The organism is Acetobacter senegalensis (assembly GCF_001499615.1).
Taxonomy (GTDB): Bacteria; Pseudomonadota; Alphaproteobacteria; order Acetobacterales; family Acetobacteraceae; genus Acetobacter; species Acetobacter senegalensis.
In genome coordinates this window covers 1,768,053-1,782,676 of record NZ_LN606600.1, presented here as the reverse complement: position 1 = coordinate 1,782,676, position 14,624 = coordinate 1,768,053, and the positions used below count along the sequence as shown (strand labels likewise).

The 14,624-nt window shown below is 46.8% G+C and carries 16 protein-coding genes and 1 tRNA gene; 3 read left to right on the top strand and 14 right to left on the bottom strand.

Annotated elements, in window-relative coordinates:
- Positions 1-49: 49 nt before the first annotated feature.
- The 3 genes from dksA (at position 50) to ASN_RS20160 (ending at position 1,958) form a co-directional block, all read left to right on the top strand.
- Positions 50-463, top strand: coding sequence for an RNA polymerase-binding protein DksA (gene dksA, locus ASN_RS08095; protein WP_035382626.1), 414 nt, complete (start codon positions 50-52; stop codon positions 461-463).
- A 66-nt stretch (positions 464-529) separates the two neighbouring features.
- Positions 530-604, top strand: a tRNA-Thr gene (locus ASN_RS08090).
- A 79-nt stretch (positions 605-683) separates the two neighbouring features.
- Positions 684-1,958, top strand: coding sequence for a tyrosine-type recombinase/integrase (locus ASN_RS20160; RefSeq protein WP_231948441.1), 1,275 nt, complete (start codon positions 684-686; stop codon positions 1,956-1,958).
- Here the strand turns inward: ASN_RS20160 and ASN_RS08080 are convergent.
- The 14 genes from ASN_RS08080 to ASN_RS18675 all read right to left on the bottom strand — a co-directional run bounded on the left by ASN_RS08080 (position 1,955) and on the right by ASN_RS18675 (position 14,579).
- Positions 1,955-2,656, bottom strand: coding sequence for a hypothetical protein (locus ASN_RS08080; RefSeq protein WP_058987861.1), 702 nt, complete (start codon positions 2,654-2,656; stop codon positions 1,955-1,957). The two genes, ASN_RS20160 and ASN_RS08080, sit on opposite strands and share 4 nt — an antisense overlap.
- Positions 2,650-3,228, bottom strand: coding sequence for a recombinase family protein (locus ASN_RS08075; RefSeq protein ID WP_058987860.1), 579 nt, complete (start codon positions 3,226-3,228; stop codon positions 2,650-2,652). The genes ASN_RS08080 and ASN_RS08075 overlap by 7 nt, the downstream gene beginning before the upstream one ends.
- Positions 3,229-3,982: 754 nt before the next feature.
- Positions 3,983-6,400 carry a hypothetical protein gene (locus ASN_RS08065; protein WP_231948440.1) on the bottom strand — a complete coding sequence of 806 codons (2,418 nt, stop codon included), beginning with the start codon at positions 6,398-6,400 and terminating at the stop codon, positions 3,983-3,985.
- A 561-nt stretch (positions 6,401-6,961) separates the two neighbouring features.
- Positions 6,962-7,729 carry a hypothetical protein gene (locus ASN_RS08060; RefSeq protein WP_058987859.1) on the bottom strand — a complete coding sequence of 256 codons (768 nt, stop codon included), beginning with the start codon at positions 7,727-7,729 and terminating at the stop codon, positions 6,962-6,964.
- A gap of 312 nt (positions 7,730-8,041) precedes the next feature.
- The gene (locus ASN_RS08055) at positions 8,042-8,224 is read right to left on the bottom strand and encodes a hypothetical protein (protein WP_231948439.1); all 183 of its coding nucleotides are present in this window, start codon (positions 8,222-8,224) and stop codon (positions 8,042-8,044) included.
- 104 nt (positions 8,225-8,328) lie between these two features.
- Positions 8,329-9,036 carry a hypothetical protein gene (locus tag ASN_RS08050; protein WP_058987857.1) on the bottom strand — a complete coding sequence of 236 codons (708 nt, stop codon included), beginning with the start codon at positions 9,034-9,036 and terminating at the stop codon, positions 8,329-8,331.
- Positions 9,033-9,590 (bottom strand): lysozyme, encoded by a 558-nt coding sequence (locus ASN_RS08045; RefSeq protein WP_058987856.1) that lies wholly within the window; start codon positions 9,588-9,590, stop codon positions 9,033-9,035. The genes ASN_RS08050 and ASN_RS08045 overlap by 4 nt, the downstream gene beginning before the upstream one ends.
- Positions 9,591-9,739: 149 nt before the next feature.
- A complete protein-coding gene (locus ASN_RS08040; protein WP_058987855.1) occupies positions 9,740-10,081 on the bottom strand; it encodes a hypothetical protein in 342 nt (113 codons plus the stop codon).
- 12 nt (positions 10,082-10,093) lie between these two features.
- The gene (locus tag ASN_RS20415; RefSeq protein ID WP_269148870.1) at positions 10,094-10,216 is read right to left on the bottom strand and encodes a hypothetical protein; all 123 of its coding nucleotides are present in this window, start codon (positions 10,214-10,216) and stop codon (positions 10,094-10,096) included.
- A gap of 27 nt (positions 10,217-10,243) precedes the next feature.
- Positions 10,244-11,920 carry a hypothetical protein gene (locus ASN_RS08035; protein ID WP_058987854.1) on the bottom strand — a complete coding sequence of 559 codons (1,677 nt, stop codon included), beginning with the start codon at positions 11,918-11,920 and terminating at the stop codon, positions 10,244-10,246.
- A gap of 5 nt (positions 11,921-11,925) precedes the next feature.
- Positions 11,926-12,675, bottom strand: a complete 750-nt coding sequence (locus tag ASN_RS08030; protein ID WP_058987853.1) for a hypothetical protein — start codon at positions 12,673-12,675, stop codon at positions 11,926-11,928.
- A 12-nt stretch (positions 12,676-12,687) separates the two neighbouring features.
- The gene (locus tag ASN_RS08025) at positions 12,688-13,218 is read right to left on the bottom strand and encodes a phage fiber-tail adaptor protein (protein ID WP_058987852.1); all 531 of its coding nucleotides are present in this window, start codon (positions 13,216-13,218) and stop codon (positions 12,688-12,690) included.
- Positions 13,215-13,640 (bottom strand): hypothetical protein, encoded by a 426-nt coding sequence (locus tag ASN_RS08020; protein ID WP_058987851.1) that lies wholly within the window; start codon positions 13,638-13,640, stop codon positions 13,215-13,217. The genes ASN_RS08025 and ASN_RS08020 overlap by 4 nt, the downstream gene beginning before the upstream one ends.
- A 184-nt stretch (positions 13,641-13,824) precedes the next feature.
- A protein-coding gene (locus ASN_RS18675; protein WP_099048343.1) for an IS5 family transposase occupies positions 13,825-14,579 on the bottom strand; the annotation gives its coding sequence in 2 pieces (ribosomal slippage) (positions 13,825-14,249 and positions 14,249-14,579; 756 coding nt in all).
- Positions 14,580-14,624 lie beyond the last annotated feature (45 nt).

Genomic DNA, 14,624 nt, shown 5'->3' with positions numbered 1-14,624 from the left:
TCATTCTTTCAAGGCAGGATTCCTGTCATTGCAAAGGCTGACACTGACTATGATCACTCTACCGCCGGACTACCGCCCGTCAGACGACGAGGAGTTCATGAACCCTCTTCAGACGGAGTATTTCAGGCAGAAGCTTCTCAAGTGGCGTGCCGAACTCCTCAAAGAGGCAGGAGATACTCTTGCCAGCCTTTCCGAAGGCGGGATTCATGAAGCAGACATCACAGACCGCGCCAGCGTGGAAACAGACCGCGCGCTGGAACTGCGCACCCGTGACCGTGCCCGCAAGCTGATTGGCAAGATCAACCTTGCCCTGCAGCGTGTTGAAAACGGCAGTTACGGCTACTGTGAAGAAACAGGGGAACCCATTGCCCTGCGCCGTCTGGAAGCCCGCCCGATTGCGACCCTCTCCATTGAGGCGCAGGAACAGCATGAACGGATGGAAAAAACCCACCGTGATGATTAATTCCGCTTTTTAAGCGGAAACAGACTTGCGGCGTTGCGCGTGAAACGCTAGAACGCCGCCAACGTCGCTGCTGTAGCTCAGTGGTAGAGCACTCCCTTGGTAAGGGAGAGGTCGACAGTTCAATCCTGTCCAGCAGCACCAGCTCTCCTTATTTTTCAATGACTTGCGCTTATACGCAACTCAGGCGATAGCTAGCATAAGCCTAGCATAGTCGCGGAAAATGGGGTTTTTTGGGGTGAATAAGCATAGTTCTAGCTTAGTTTCCGCACCATATAATGTGTTTCAGCAGAAAGGCTCTGCTAACTGGTCAGTTCGGTTCTCGATTCCCGGACAAGGACAAATCCGCAAATCACTGGGCACAAGCGATCGCAAGCTAGCAGAGACGCTAGCACAGCGTGTCTATTACGAATCGCTTTTGAAGGCTGAGAGTGGCCTGAATGTTCGTGTGAAAACGATCTCAAAGATCATTCACGATTATATCCAGCACATGGAAAAACGCCTTGAACAAGGAATGATGCCCAAAGGCGTTGTCATTCAGAACAAGGCAATTCTCACTCGATATGTTGAAGGATTCTTTGGCGAACAGAATCCTAACTTCATTTCTAACAAATCCGTTCAGGATTATCTCTCTTGGCGTTCGGATTATTGGATTTCAGGACCAGGTAAGGACATTCAGTTTCTGACATATGAGAGGGATGGAAAAACCATCACCACACCAATCACACAGAAGAAACGCATACGCCCCTCCCCTGCTACATTGAACCGTGAGAGGGCTGCTTTAAGTGGCTTCCTTCAATACTGCTTCGATTCGCAGTACATTAAAGCCATTCCAGAAATCAGAACGAACAAGACAGGATACACAGCGCGTCCTTCCTTTTCGGCTCAAGAATTTAAAATTTTCAACACTTATGCTTTCCGTCAGATATCAGAGGAAGGCATACATCCTGCGGTCAAATATGATCGTGCCGTGTTCTATGCCTACATCAACATCATAGCTTTGACGGGTATGAGACCCACAGAAATTAAAAATATGAAGTGGGGTGACATCATAGGATTAGAACTGGATGAAAAGGGTCAGCCTTTAACCCATGACCTTCATTTGCGTGTTCATGGGAAAGGAAAATCTCGTGAACTGATTCCTCATAGAGAAGTCCTGTTCACCATCGTTGTGCTTCATGCGGTCTATAGAGAAGCAGGGTTCGTTCCTGAAAAATCCGATTCGCTGCTACTTCATCAAGACAAAACACCCTTCAAATCCTTCTCAGGTCAGTTCAACAGCGCACTAGCTGCCACAGGACTCACAAGGGATTATCGAGGTGTGAAACGAACGCCTTACAGCCTTAGACACTTCTATATAACTGAACAGCTAAGGAATGGTGTTGATGCGTATGTGTTAGCAAGGAACGCTGGAACGAGCGTGAAAATGATTGAAGAACACTACGACCACAACACCAATGAGAAATACAAGGATATGTTACGTCCTAAACGGACTTAAAGAGTATCGGCGTTTTTATATGGGGCTATTTTTAAATATGGCCCCATAACTTTCGGAAGCTCTTCACTATAAAAATTGAAAAGATTTTTTCTAATTTCACGACATCTTTTTAAAATTGGAGCAATTGTTTCTGACGAGTCACTTACCATATCCTCGATAAAAGATTTTCCTTCAGATTCTTTACTCTTTATCTCCCTGATGGATGTTACTAATCCATCAAGAGTAAAAATATCTACCCTAGCATCAGCAAGAATTTTAAAAACATCTTCTCCGAACAGAAACCTAGATTGCTCCCCCAACGAAACCATAACGTCAAAATTTTCCTGTATTTTACTTCTTATTATTTCTGACTTTTTCCATTTTTCACTATTTTCTTGCATTTCAGAACTTCTATACAAACATATCCTATCAGACCACACTGCCACATTCAAAAACAATTGGTATGTTTCAAATCTTTTCTCAAATAACTCTAACTTGTGCTTATCTTCCGCGAGTTCCTTTTGATTTCTCGACACAATATACTGCTGGTAAGCAATGTATGCTGTTATAGCTCCAAGAATAGATGTTGGAATTATTTTTAAGAGATCAATAGAACTACAAGACATAATGATTCTATCTACCAAAATAGCGAAAACGACAGTCACTGCTATAGTGACAACAGGACGATCTTTAATATAGTTCTTAAATTCGTTTAACATCCCAAAATCCTATACACAGACATACGTGATAACTTTAATTTTTCAGCTATAGCTGTAACTGACATTCCTTCATTTTTTAATTTTCTGATAGTCTCCTGCTGCATTTTAGCTATGGGTTTCCTGCCTTTATACTTCCCTTCTTTCTTCGCTTTCAGGATTCCCTCTTTCTGCCTCTCTTTCATCAGGTCCCGTTCAAACTCTGAAATGGCAGCAAGCATATGAAGCATTAGCTTTGAAGTAGGATTTGAAGTGTCAAACTTCTGCCCTCCCATAGAAAGCACAATCAGTTCACATCCCTTCCCCTTCAGTTCATTAACTATGCTCAAGAGGTCTGAGGTTGAACGAGCAAGCCGGTCTGGCTTTGTAATGACAAGCACATCCCCAGAACGCATGTTATCCATCAGGCGCGTTAATTCTGGTCTGTTCGTGCTGCTTCCTGAAATCTGCTCTGCGTAAATTCGTTCACAACCATTCAAGGACAAGTCACGCTTCTGCGCTTCCAATCCAGCTTCCTGTTCTGCTGTGCTTGTCCGTGCATATCCAAAAATCACTTGAAACCTCTCATTTGTCACAATGAAATCTAGTTCCTAAGTGATTAGTGTCACTTAATATCAAAAACAACCTTAAAGTGACAGAAATGAAGGGATTTCAGTTCGTCACTTTAGAGCTTGCTTCAAAGTGACATGATAAAAATTTACGTTGCGAGAAAAGAAAAGAAACGTGTAGATTCTTATTCAAGAAAGACGCCATAGGATTTCTCCTATGACGCCTTTTTTTAACGAAGTTCTATTACTGCATGAATTGTCGGGTGATTGGCGTCGGTCGACATGTTCACTGTGCAGTCAATTGAGTGCACTTGCAGTAATAGAACTAACAAGGGACTAATGAGTCGCCTTATCATTTTTATCTCCTTGAGGATTTACCTCCTGTTAGTTGAAAAACATGTGGTCTCAATGAATTGGCACCACATGTCGTATTACTGCTGCATCCTCGCCCCTATATCTAGTGTTTTTTTTACACTAAATCGGCAAAAAAAACTTGCTTTCCACTTTTGGCGCAGTTTTCAGCGACCGTTAGATATACGGGACAGAATATTTTTTTTCTAACTAAAACAACCACATCCAGCATAAGACAAAATTAGTATATGGATTCGATGTTGGTAAAGTTTACTTAGTGCGCGCTTGTGCTGCATCACACAAACCTTTTGAGGGGGGTATACCGACTTATGAGTAATAACGGAGAACTCCGTTCTCATTTGAAAGTATATCCCTCAAAAAGTGTCCATTTTAAGTCCTTTAGGAAGAAGTAATAATGGATGTTTTTTAATTACTTCCACTTAAATTTTTCTGAACAAGTAACCATATTTGCGTACTTCCTAACCCATCCCTCACACTCATTTTTCATTTCTTCTGTATTCCTGTAGTTCATTAAAACAAATGGAAGTATTTCTGCTTTTCTTTCCCAAAAAGTCATTTTCCTGACTAATTCACCAAGAGAGTCGTGTGATTTATTCAGTAAGAACTTTTCTTGCTGTTCTTTGCATTTTTTATCACGTAACTCATCATGTGTTTGTTTTATGCCACTTGTATTCAGAACTGCATTTATGGCCGGATTTACTATCCTTTCATAAATTTTCTTTTTATGCGTAGTTAACCCTATCATCTTTTGGCACATATATTCAGGAACTTTAATGTCCTTTCCTTTTAGTTCCTTACAAGGATCAAATATGTTCCCTTTATACCTATATGTTTGATAATCTGTTCTTTCAGGTGAGTGATTAGGTAAGTAGAATTTTGCTGCCGCATTGAACTTTGAATCATCAAACGGACCCATTGAGTTCTCTTTCCACTTAAACACACTTCCTTTTTTCCCTGCTTCTGTGGAAATACGTTTATTGATCCATTTTGTAAGCAGTTCGTGTGCTTCACATGTGATTGCGTGTTTCAATGGAAGCACGACACGGAAGTTTCCTTTTCCTGAATACGTCTCGTACATGAAGAAAGACCATCCTTGTTTCCTGAACCATGAAGCACAATCCAAGAATGAAAGGTCTTCGCCTGTTTCAGATGAGTCCTTATCAAACATAAGGCATGTATATCCATGATTATTATGTGCACCAAACTTCTTTCCATCCACTTCATTTCTATCTGAGAGAAGTAAACAACACCACGCAAGTCGTCCTTCTTTGTGTTTATCATTTGAAGTGAATTTTGATTCATTCTCAAAGAAGTCAAGTATGTCTTCAGGTTCTTTGAAATCAATGTATTTTGCTACTTCATAAGTGGATACTCCGTTCAATAAGTTAATTCTAAATCTGTTTTCATCATCCAAATAGAAGTCTTTAAACGCCTTACATTCTGAAATTATTATGTTTTTTGTTTTTCTCTTTAATTCAGTCAGTTCCTTTGTTTGCTTATGTGTTTTTATTTGTCCACCTGATTGCTTCTGTTCCGGTAGAAACATAAAGTTTTCAAGTGATGATACTCTGTCATCAGGTATTCCGAGCACTTCTTGAACATAAACTGCTGAACGATAATCAGGAACAGTAATCAACCTATAACTATCATCATGTTTGTCTCTAATAGAAGTACGACATATTGCTTGATATGTACTTGAAAAGAGAAATGATTTATCAATGTCCTCATAGGATAAACCAAATCTATCATGTAAGAAATCAGCTTGTGTATTTCTATAGTTCAGAGATGCAGCAAATGTTATGTTATGAATGTGCTTGTATCCATTCAATCCATGAACATAAGAACTAATCAGTTCTGAATTTTGAGGAAGTTTATATTCCTTAAAATCACCATCAATCATGTCTTTGTTCAAAACAAGTAACTGCTTATCATCTGGTGACATGTTTAATCTTGATATATCCAGTATGTTCTGAATTATTGTCTTTTGATTCAAGCACTTATATGAACGCATTGTTTTTGAAAAATCACGTTCCATACAATACCTAATGAAAGTGTGTGTTGTATTTTTATGTTCTTTGTATTGTAGCTTAAGAATTTTCTTTTCAACGAATTGAACACCTAATTCTTTAAAGATATGATAAATGTCTGATTCTTCAAATTTAGCTGATAGAAAATGAACATCTAAGAAATCATCAAATATCTCTGGAAGCATATAAAAATGAGTGATGAATGAAACATTATTTCTCCCATTTCTTTTATTTTTCTTGAATGATTCCCATACGCCTTTCCTTATTTCAACAGTATAGTGTTTTTCATCCAGTAATTTTTCAAACAGCCCTCTTAATTTGTCATTTATCTCATCCTCACCTTCTGCTGTCATACAAGTGTTCATTTGAACACGATCAATCGGTTTAAGGACAAAGAAATCTGGGTTCTTTGATGGTGCTGTCTGTATGTATTTTAAAAGTATGTCTTTGTTTGTTGATAGTGAAAGTGTGAACTCACCAAAAGATTCTTGAGGCACTTCATCAAAAACAACATAATAGTCATTTGTGATTTTCCCCATGTTAACCATATGTTTTAAAAATGATTGATGTGTCACAAGAAGAACATCAGATTTTTTAATTTTCCTTTTCAGAATATACGAATACAAACCCTTTGCTACTGAAGTCATTTCTTCTGTAAGATGGTCTTCGTCAATGATATATGGGGTCATACCACTTTCTTTAAATTGGCTTTCTGATTCAAGTAAATTTTCTTTCTTTGGCTGAACAAAAATAACTTTCCCATTGTAAAAGTCTTTGTTGATACTGATTAACTGGATCATTGAACGTGTTTTACCTGATCCGCAATTTGCTGATGAATATAACATGTGTATTTTTCTCTTTCATAATGTTAATGACAAAAGAAAAGCCAGTAAGTTTTTGGCTACTCACTGGCTTTGTATGTGATATGAAAGAGATGATTATATCATCATGTAGTATTTAGTATCACATACATAAGTCCTTTGATTTGCCAAAATCAGACTTTGTTTTCTTAGTTCTATTTATACACGAACAAATCAAAAAGTGTCCATTTTAAGTCCTTTAGGAAGAAGTAATAATGGATGTTTTTTACTTAACTAATACTTCCATATTCAGAGCCAACGGCTCCTTCATTCCTGATAAGTCAGTATTCTTCATGAGCCATTTAAATGAGCTTACAGACATTTAAAGTTCGTATCAGGTAGAAACACAGGTGAGTGGTTTAAACAAGTTGTGCGCTCGTCTTCGTGGATTTCTGAGAGGGATAAAATGTATGAGAACCCCATCAGAAAAAATTATTTCAAAAATTAGCCTGCGTAAAAAAGAAACTAGGGTGTGCGTTTGCACGTGCTTATGAAAAGTTTTCAGGCGTGTACCCTTTGAGCATACTCTGGGGGTTGAGAGAGCGGAATCAGCACGTTCAAAGTTTCCCTAACTGCATCATTTATTAGGTCGATACTCTCGCTTCTGTACAATACTCCACCACTCTCTAACTGAAACCCAATCCTCAGGTTTTGTAGATTTCCAGCCTGCCAATCCACGACGTCTCCATCTTTAATTGGAGATAATTTTTCCTGCCCTTCTAAAGGCTGTACGGACATTACAGTCGAATTAGGTGTTCGTTTGTCGACAGCAAATTTGTAAGATACCAAGTGAGAATAGGCTGGCATGAGAAAGCGATGCTTATCCTGATTGCTGAAGTCACACAGCAACGACAAACTCTCTCCATACTCCGCACGCACTCCCTCTATCGCTTTCAGAGATTCGTCAGAAATACCGGTAACTGACTTTCTTTCATTCCGGTTTAAATGTTCTCCTTTTCGTCCAAAAGGGAACTGGATATGTCTCAAATCCGCACTTGGGGTGTTCAACGTAACCAGCGCACACGTCACATAATCCAATGAACTTCTTAAGCTATGAATAACATCGCCTAATACTAGGCTTAACAAAACATCTGGGTGCTTTTTAAAACGTATAATTTGTTTGCTTGCATCATCTGAAACAGCCTCCAATTCAAAGTTATCTAACTTCTCAGCAAGCCTTAATTGCTCTCGCAGTGCTTTAAGGTGATTTTGAGCGTACATATAACGGATATATGCAGACTGACTTCTTAAGGAAGGGGGTAAAATCACTACTCAAATTCCTTAGCAAACAATCCTCTAAGAATTATGCCATATAATGATTTTCAGACTTGAAAATCTAGCATAGTCCTAGCATTATAATAACTTACTATCCGCAAGTCATTGATTAAAATAATGTTTTCTGGTTTTGTTGTTCCCTTGGTAAGGGAGAGGTCGACAGTTCAATCCTGTCCAGCAGCACCATGATTTTCCTAGTTTTTTAATCTTAGAGGCATTTAGTTCCCTCGGCCAAAAGAACTAGAAAACATCATCACAGAATCCAGTGATGATGTTTGTATCGCCTCTGACCCTTCCCCTTTAGTGTCACCCCGCCTGCACAGCTTCATTAGCCGCATCAAGCTGCTGCCGGGCAAACGCCCATTCATCAGCCGTTGGCTCACGGCCTTCCTTCAGTGGTTTCAGCAGGGCGGAGATATCCTCCACAATCGTGGGGCCGTTCTGGACCAGGGCTTCCACGGCCGAAATAGCAATCTGAGTGTAGTTCATCTTCTGTCTTTCTTGGTTTCCCGCCGATTTTTGGCGGATCATGAGAGGGTGTCCGGTATTACTGGACACCCTTGGCGACCATCTTCCCGATGCCGGGAAAATGGTCAGTTGGTAGTGGATGGGAGCAGCTTGCGGGCCGCATCGAGCGCGGCCTGCGCGGCCTCAACAGCGGCCTGCGGCAGTGGATCACCCTTGGCGGCCGCATCATCCAGTGGGGCGATCAGGTCATGCGCCTTTTGAAATGCAGGCTTGAGCTTGGCGACCACGGCAGGATCCGCAGCCACGTTGTGCTCATAGTCGGCCGCCATCTGGGCAGCGGCGGAGTAGGACAGGCTCAGACTGTAAACTGCCTGTTTGCGCTGGATGAGCTGATCACCGCTGCACGCCACCAGACTACCAGACAGCCCGATCAACAGGAGCAGGCCAGCGGCACTACCGCCGATTCCGCTGGCTTTTTTAGCCGGCGCGCTGGCCGCAGTCTGCTGCTGGGCCAGCGCAGTTGCGGCCGCCGCAAGCAGCGCCCCACCCGGCACGGCATCGGATGCCACCTTGATGGCGGCCGGGCCGATATCCTTATGGGTGGTGAGGGCATGCACAATGGCGGCCAGACCATCCCGATCAGCAGAGAGTTTTGCCAGGATGCCGCTGGTATCGGACACGGCCAGCAGAGGCAGGGCCGCAGCCAGCAGAGCGATGGAGGTCACTTCGGGCAGCGACCCAAACCAGTCGGCAACCCCAGTGCCAAGGACAAGCCCCACCGCAATAAGGGTAGTAGGCTGGCGCAGATAAGCGCCGATTTTGGCAAGTTTCATGCGTTCGCTTTCAGGCGGTAAAGTTCCGCCATGTTGAGATTTTCAGTAGGATTTGAGGGAGTGGGACTGGACGGCACCGAGGATCCGGCACCAGTTGCCCCGACATAGAGATGCCATTCGGCCTGCCTGCGCCTGGTCAGACCAGGCACGCGGACCAGATGGCCGTTGCGGTGCATGTGATCCCACAGCAGCAACTGCTCTCCAGCCGCGATGGTCTGACCGGAATTGAGCAGCCGCAGCAGCGTGGATCCGGCAATGGCAGACGTGCCCAGATTGTATTGCCAGTCCAGGAGTGCTGCCTCCTGATTGGGCGTTACCGGCACATGGATCAAGGCACGCAATTTCAGGCGTAGGCCTGCGAGGGTAAACAGCAGCAGGTCCTCCGCCTGCTGTCTGGTGATCGGCCGCGTGCGCGCCGTGACGGCGGCCCCGTCGGCCAGGCAGCGGTTACCGTAGCCGATGGTCCAGTAACCGGCCGGACAGATGTAAGGACGTAGGGACAGGCCCTCATATTCCCGCGCCAGAGCAGCCGCGAGAGCGATGGAGTCATTCATTCGGATTTCCGGATACAAAAAAGCCGCGTCATGCGCGGCGGGGGTGGACTAGTTTACAGGCAGCAAGGGCCGGATTAGTCCGTCAATACAAAAGACGCGTACAAAACTGCCATTTTGAGAGGAACAGTTAGTGGACGAGTTTTGGCAGGTTATGGGGCACTACCCCAGCCGAGCAGGTGCATGATGCCTTGGACAAGCCCCCAGCCAACACCAATACCGCCGGTGATCAAAAACTGCCTCCACCCGCGCATGGTTTTCAGTTCCGCCTGGATGGTGGCGATGCCACTCTTGATGCTGGCAACGTCTGTTTTTGCTTCATCCTGCTTGGCCTTGATCAGCACGATGTCGCTCTCGACGTTGCGCATGCGACCATCCATCATGGCAAACTCACCCCGGCCGATCAGATCACCGGGCGGATAATTGGTATCAGGCATTTTTGCCCTTTCGGCAGACATAAAAAAAGCCGCCTCACCGTGCGGCAGAAACAGCAACTATGCGTTGCCTCAACTCATGATTGTGGCCGGCCTGTCCGGCAATTTTGTGCTGGCGGTATCCGTTGCCATCAACAATAGGGGCAGATCATCATCAGACGCGGAGCCGTTAGCCCCGCTCCGTGTCTCTGTCATGTGTTTTCCAGAAGACCAATCCAGGCATTACGGCATGAACGTCATTGTGGGGGCATCGGTATACGTTACCGTAACAACGTCAGACTTACCCACCGGGATAGTCTGGCTTCCTGCCGGGAGAGAGATGGTCGTCCCCTGCCGGAGCAGTGTTACTGCCGTAACTGTCCCGCCAGTGATGACGAGATGCCCCTCATTTGCTGGTGTGTAAGCGAAGGGCGATGCTGTGACCGTCAGAGGGGCCAATTGCTCCTTGAACCCAGTGATGCTTTTAAATAGCAACGTGGGATAAGCAGCATTTGCCAGCGGATATGTGCCCGTAAACCCGTTAATCTGATAGGTCAGATTGCCTTGCATCAGGCCACCAGCATCCTGCACCAACCCCTTAAATGGTGTCCACCAGCCTGTTGCAGACCCAGATGCCTCGATTTTGAGGTTGCCGACAACCCGCGTCACGTTGATGTTGTTGGATGATTTAGCCGCAGAAAAGACCCACAGGCATTCCTGCACCAGCACATTGTTAAATACACACATATAGTTTCCGCCGAGTGGCGTAAACGCATGCACACAATACTGCATAAATACATTGTTGAGTTGCACATGCTCGCAGAGCGTGCTGCCGCTATAGTAACCGGCAATATATACATTGTCCAAAATGACAACGCCATAATTGTTGATTACGGGAGTGCGGATAGCGTTGATAGACGCGATAGACGGCATCGGGCAGTTGACGATAGGCACATCAATGTCAAACGATACGTTGTTGATCCGGGAATTGCCCACGTATTCGAAATTCAGCGCCGTGAGTGACGGCCCAACAGTTCCTACCGTCTGCCTGATGATCATGTTGCTGACATTGATCGTAATCGGATTGAGATGGGTGCTGTAATCGTTAAAAGGCTGGTCAATATGCTGGCCGTAAAAAATGGATGAGCCGTATTGGGTCGCAGTCAGTTTTGTGCTGAGCACAACACCATTGTTCGGGATGACCTGAGGTTTTTCGCTGTAACCAATCTGGGCGTAGTTATACCCCACCAGATCAACCGTGACAGGCTGCACCCACGGGCCAATATCGGGGCAACGCAAGATGGTGAACCCATCTGCGCTAACAGTAGTATCGGATGCTCCTTTATTAATATTGTATGTGCCAGACGGAAAATACGCCCGACCACCACCATTATTTGTCAAATAAGCGAAACAGGCGTTCAGCGCGTCAGTCTCGTCGTGGAGCACCTGAGCACCTGTTACCGTGGTATCAGCAGGCGCATCCAGAGTGATATTCAGCCCGTCAATACTCTCAATGGTCGCGACCAGATACCCACAGATCGAGGCAGCGCTTGCGCCCGCAACGGATACCGCATCACCAACGGCAAAATCCTCAATACTGGCAACCGTCAGTATAGATGTCCCTGCCGTGATCGTCCCCGTAGTCTGCGCCGCTGATCCAGTCGCGCCAAACTCGCGCACAGATACGTGCAGGTCACGCCAACGCATCATATCCGACACTGCACGGCTGCCTACGGTCCGAATGAGAGACATCGCAGTGACGTAGCCATCATCATTGAGGCCCGCTATACCGCCCGCCTCGTTAATCAGGCTCTTTGGGATAGCAGCCTTAGCCTGATCCAGCAGGCTGCCAAGCGTGTCGTCGCCCAGACCAACCGGTGTCGTGCCCGGAAGACCACCGGGGGGAATAAACTGTGCCATATTTATTAATTCCTTACTGCAACACCGGAGTTGTTGAGCCACTGTCCGGTTGTGTCTGTCGGGATTGCACCGTTGGGCTGGGCCAGACCGGCGATAAATTCACACCACAGTGCGTCAGTGATCTGTGTCTGGACTGTAATTGTGGTCGGCAGCCCTGCCGATGACAGCGTTGGTATGCCCGCGTTGTCGTACCATGAGCCAGGTGTAACTGGATCAATCTCTGGCAGGTTGTTAAACCACCAGTTCATTTGCGCGGGCCGAATTCCCCCGACCACAAGGGCTGGCTGTCCTATTCCTGCAGCGGAAACTGTTATTATCCCCGCATTATTCCAGCAGGTTCCAATTTCGTTTTTGTCTGTAGTCGGCAGACCAAACAGATAGGCTGTCACGTCTGCGTCCGTGATGGCTATTGGCTGTACGGTAACGACAATATTGGCAATCTGCTGGCCCTGTTGCATGACACGTCGCTCGGTCGCCTGCGCCGATGCATTGGCAATTTTGGCATCTGCTGCATCTTTTGCCGCTTGATTAGCGTATTGGCCGAGTGACGAATCAGACAAAGCCGCATTCAAATCGTCAGTTTTGACGATGTCGTCTGGCATGCCTGCGGCAACAAGGGTTCTGGGGTCAGCGAGTTTAGCCTCACCACCAAAAACACCAAAAACACCGTCAGTCGCTGCCACATCTTGAGCGGATGGCAACGACGAAATCGGCACACCACTCTGTGTGGTTGCCGTTGAGTTGGTCCCAGACATGGGCACTCCGATTTATGCGATGAGATAGGGCAGCCCGTCGTCGCCGGTCAGGATCGAGGCGCTCGGGAGTTGGATAGCATTAGGCGGGACTGGTACCCCGCCACTCATGGTAGGCGCAGGAGTTGGCACAGTAGCTGCTGTTTCGCTCGTGACCGCCAGCAGCACTTTTGGTGCCAATCTACGCCCTTGCTGAGTCACAACGTAGACAATGACCTCTTCCGTCTCGCCCGGTGTGCCGCCGCCCAGCATGATGCAGGCCAACCCATTAACGATGCTGGACCACAGTACCGTCAGTTGCGTTGGGTCTCCAGATGCAGTCGGGATATCCACGCGCTCGATGAACGCAATATGATCGCCGGTGGCATCCAAGATTTCAGACATATCAAGAGAGAAATCAAAATGGTCAGCGCTTGATTTGGGGGCCCATGATAACGTGACGATCTCTGGAACAAGCCCGCGCGTGCGCAAATTGGCAGGAGCGGCAATCGGGATAACCCGCGCGGCTGCGGGCTGCCACGTTGGCGATGGGATGGGCGCGATCATGAGGCGGGAGCCACCGGGAGGGTTGTGCTCGTGGTATCCGTGCCTTTGGAAATCGCCATCAGAGCCTTGAGATACGTCACCCACACATCCGGCGTGGCTTCGTTCAGGATGGTGAATTCCTTGCTGACCGTGGTCTGCGCACTTTCTAGAGCCACCGCTGCCCGCTGCTGCAACGTCATGCTCGTCCCATACCAGGCAGTAGAGGACACATCAGACGTACTGATAATATCCCCCGCCGCCGTCTTGATGACGGGCTTGCCGTCCGCATCGGCAGACAGCAGGGCTCCGCGATGGATTGCGTCCATGATGGCGGTGTAATCAGTATCGGGAACCTGCACCGCATCGGACGGGAGACCGCCCATACGGCTGTCAAAAAAACCGTTCTTGGTCGCGCTGTAATATGTCGTTGACGCATCGCTCATGACGGAGCAGTTCCCACGCAAAAATAGTTGATTACAGTGTCAGACAGGCTGCCGCTCGTGACTTCCCGGCCCAGAAGATGGATTGTCGATGCGTCCGTGCGCATAACCGTCACAGCATTGGCGTTACTGCCGATGTCGTTGCCAACCGCAATAATAAACTGTGCGCCAAAACTAGAGCGTGTCGTCAGTTAAGTAGGATAATGATTGAAGCGAACTGCACGGCTGCGAGGAAGGTCGATTTCAGCTTGTCGTAGCGTGTTGCGATAGCACGGAACTGCTTGAGTTTATTGAAGAACCGCTCGACAAGGTTCCGTTCGCGGTAGAGAGCGAAGTCGGTTTCCCGTTGGGTTGTTCTATTGCGTTTCGGCGGGATGACCGGAGTAATCCCGCGCTGTGTCAGCCGATCAATCAGTCTGTCCGCGTCATACGCCCTGTCGGCGAGGAAGGCATCCGGATCGATGTTTTCCAGCATCGGTTCCGCCTGGCTGATATCCGCATCCTGCCCCGGTGTGATGCCGAGTTCCACCGGATTGCCCAGAGCGTCGCAGATGGCATGGATCTTTGTCGTCAACCCGCCTCGTGATCGTCCGATGGCCTGATCCGCGCCCCTTTTTTGAGGGCTCCGGCACTATGCTGATGTGCCCGGACAATGGTGCTGTCGATCATCATGTATTCATTGTCGTGATCCGCGGCTAGATGGCGAAAGATCCTCTCAATAACACCGCTTTCACACCAGCGGCGCAGACGCCGATGCACGTTTTTCCAGTCTCCGAAACGGGCAGGAAGATCACGCCATGGAATGCCTGCGCGATAGCGATACAGCACGGCCTCCACGAACAGGCGGTTGTCCGCTGCTGTGCCGCCGACATGACCTTCACGACCGGGGAGAAGGTCTTTTATCCGTTCCCACTGATCGTTGCGTAAACCGTAGCGCCGCATCTGTTGCTCTCCCACAAAATCGGGAAAACAGTCAGCACAGGACGC